Below are 3,149 nucleotides of genomic sequence, written 5' to 3'. Positions count from 1 at the left end.
TCAACAGCACACCCCGACTCTCACTCAAACGGCATTGGGTGGTCAGCATCTGGCTGAACGCTTAACGCAATTGGCAACGGGACTAGGACGTCAGGTCAATGACCACAAAGCGATTAAGACCCAGTTAGAAACTATCGCAGAGGAACAGCAAACCAAAACCCATCAACAAGCGCCCTACACGCTGATCGATGGCGCTGCTGATACGAGCTATGTCAGTGACGATACGCTGATTCAACGATCGATGGGTGAGATGGTAACGACCACTCAGCAAGATATGATGGTGAGTAGTGGTGATGGTCATCATCAAATCAGTAGCGAGTCTTTGACAATGGTTGCTGATGGTCAGTTCAGTATGACGAATGGCAAGGACAATATTATGCTGTCTGCGCATACAGGGAAGCTTGAGGCAACGGCGAAGCAAGATGTGAATATGTCATCCTCAACTAAAGAAGTTGAGATAGTGGCAACGAATAAGATTACGCTAACGGCGGGCGGTGCGAGTATCACATTAGATGGCGGTGATATTACGATTGCGGCGATGCAGTTTACGGAGAAGGCTGGTAAGCACAGTCGTGATGGCGGCGGGATGGATGGGCTGAGTTTGGCGGGGTTGCCTAGTATAATTCCTGAGAAAAAGACGCTGATGGATGGGGTTTATAATTTGGCTTACCAGTTTATCAACGATGAAAAAGAGCCTTATGCCAACACGCATTATACCGCTATAAATAAACGTACAGGCGAGGAGTTCAATGGAGTGACTGATAAAGACGGTTGGTCGGAACGCTTCCATTCTGACAATAAAGATGAAATCGAAATTCATTTAGAGCTTCCTTGGCAAGTCGAGAATGAGGAGAGTAAGTAGTGGGATATAAATATAACAGCCTCAGTCGTACTTTACCTATGATTAGTAACAATCAGGTTCAAGTCATTTCAAACCAATATTATTTAGTTATTGGATTTGAAGTTAACTATTTAGCAACTGCTTTTGTAAATAACACTCAAAATCTCAATATTAATTATGGACATGCCTTTTTCTTCACAGTACAGAATGGGAAAATCGTAACTGTACATAGCTTTGGCCCTAAAGGATTAGCAACCCCAACAGAGGCAGAAGAAAAAGCAGGAATTGACATATTTAGCGGTAAGCGCTCTGGCACTGTTAATTACCCCGTAACTACAGTCTCAAGACTGTATAAATTTAAAATACGTAAAAGTCAGCTTTCAGCCATTAAGAAACATGCTGATAAATTCAAGAAAAAGGTGATATCAGGCGAGGAAAAGTATACTGCTTATATGAACGATACATGTGCAGAAGCAGCAAAAGATGTTTTAGATGACGCAGGCATCGATACACCTAGTGGCAAAGGCTATATCACTACACCTAGTGGAGCAGCTAATTTCTTATTTGAACCTACATATATTGATGGATGGAAGGTACCTGCTACAGGAGCAATGTTCGTAAACCCCTATTCTTGGTATGTTCAGTTCAAGAAAAAGTACGGGGCTGCAAAATTATATAATTATTACGGAGTTAGATCAGGATCTATATATCTTGAGAAAGAATGGCAACTAAAGGAAAAGGACAATGTGCCTAATGGTATTCAGAATCTTTCATATCATTCTGACCTATATTAGTCTAAAAAAATCGTACATATCGGGAGCTTGCAAATGATAAAAGTTGCTCTAGCTATTTTAGCTATGTGTTTCTTAACAAGCTGTGGAATGGCAGAAAATACCAAAAATCAGGAGCCTATTATGCAAGATGAAATAGCATTACATGACGCATTGATACAGGCAGGCAGTACACAGCTAGTGACTGGCTATAAGAATGATGATGTATTAGAGACAATAAAAGCTGCAATTAGGTTAGTTTCTCGACAATCAGATATGGTCTCAGAACTGCCTAATCTTGGAGTATATAATCCTTTCACCCCAAAAACTAAAAAAGAATGGAGATTCTACTTTAATACAGAAAAAGTCACTACCACAATAATTGTACATCCAAGCAATGTAAATATTGTTGATAGTATATATATTTTTGTTGGCGAAAATAGTAAAGATATTAAATCAGCTAAGATGCCTCTTAACCTAGGTGGTATAAAGCTTAATTATCTGAATTATCAAGTCACAAAGTCTCTTAATAACCCTAGTCTGCATAATGCTAAATTTATCTACGAATTAAAAGATGATCCTAACGTGCACATTGATCTTAACGTTAAAGATACGTCAATAAATGAAATAAATAGTTTAGTTGAGTCTAAACTACTACCTACAACCTTCTCAGGCATAAACGTCTATCCCGCCCGAACAGATAAAGTTAATTAAACCGTTATAAATAATTGAAGTTAGATGGCAAATAGGAATTGCGCCTAACAACCCAAATTCACGTATCTCATTTGCAAGGTATGAGTGGTATCTCATGCAAAAAGATCCCAGTGTATACAAACTATAAGAGGTTTATATGAAAAGAATAAAGCTCGCACTTACTATAGTGATTACTACCTTACTTACTGCTTGTGATGCTACCTCTTCAGACTCACTCACTCTAGATTCAGGTAAAGCAGTCAAATCCACTGTAACACTGGATAAACAGAATAGCGCTGAGAGCGTATTAGTCTCTAATACTGAACCCCATATACAACAGGATATCAATACAACAGATTGGGCTCCGCTTATTACGAGAACACCTGCAAAACAAGCCCATGAACCGTTTTTTTTGCCTGACGAAAATGTAAAAAAAACTAAAAAATTATTCCACAAAGACTATAATTTAAACCAAATAAATAGTAAACAGTTTGACGAAACGGCATATGGCTTTTTTGTTGTCATTCAATATGATGATGGCACTATCTTAGATTACTCACTGGATAAAGTGAATAATAAATATTTTGTGAAGAGGTTTACCTTAGCTGGAAAATATCAACCTCTTGATCCATTTAATAAACTTAACAAAGCTGTCGTATATCAAATATTAGAAATAAGCGGAGCAGACAACCCTGAAATATTTTTTCAGGAGCTCATAAATAGCCCTAAAATCACTAAATACAAAGGCTGCACTGTGCAACAAAAGCAATCTAAGTATGCAATGGTAGGTTTAACATCATGTGAGTTTGATAATAGAACCGATTTGTCTTTATACAATCCCAAGT

At 38.1% G+C, this 3,149-nt stretch carries 4 protein-coding genes; all 4 read left to right on the top strand.

Annotation, left to right across the window (positions count from 1 at the left end; genetic code table 11):
- Positions 1-862 (top strand): DUF2345 domain-containing protein (locus ACT3QP_RS14490; protein ID WP_444525989.1); only part of this gene is annotated, 862 nt, incomplete at its 5' end.
- Entirely contained in the window at positions 862-1,635 is a 774-nt protein-coding gene (locus tag ACT3QP_RS14485; protein WP_192520718.1) for a hypothetical protein, read from the top strand. The genes ACT3QP_RS14490 and ACT3QP_RS14485, both read left to right, overlap by 1 nt.
- A gap of 33 nt (positions 1,636-1,668) precedes the next feature.
- On the top strand, positions 1,669-2,325 hold the full coding sequence (locus ACT3QP_RS14480) for a hypothetical protein (protein ID WP_192520716.1): 657 nt from the start codon (positions 1,669-1,671) through the stop codon (positions 2,323-2,325).
- Between the two features lie 136 nt (positions 2,326-2,461).
- On the top strand, positions 2,462-3,149 hold a 688-nt coding region (locus ACT3QP_RS14475), incomplete at its 3' end, for a hypothetical protein (protein WP_444525988.1).

It is taken from the genome of Psychrobacter sp. AOP7-B1-24, assembly GCF_052376215.1.
Classification (GTDB): domain Bacteria; phylum Pseudomonadota; class Gammaproteobacteria; order Pseudomonadales; family Moraxellaceae; genus Psychrobacter.
Note: the sequence above shows the minus strand (reverse complement) of the source record. Positions and strands in the feature narration are given on the sequence as shown.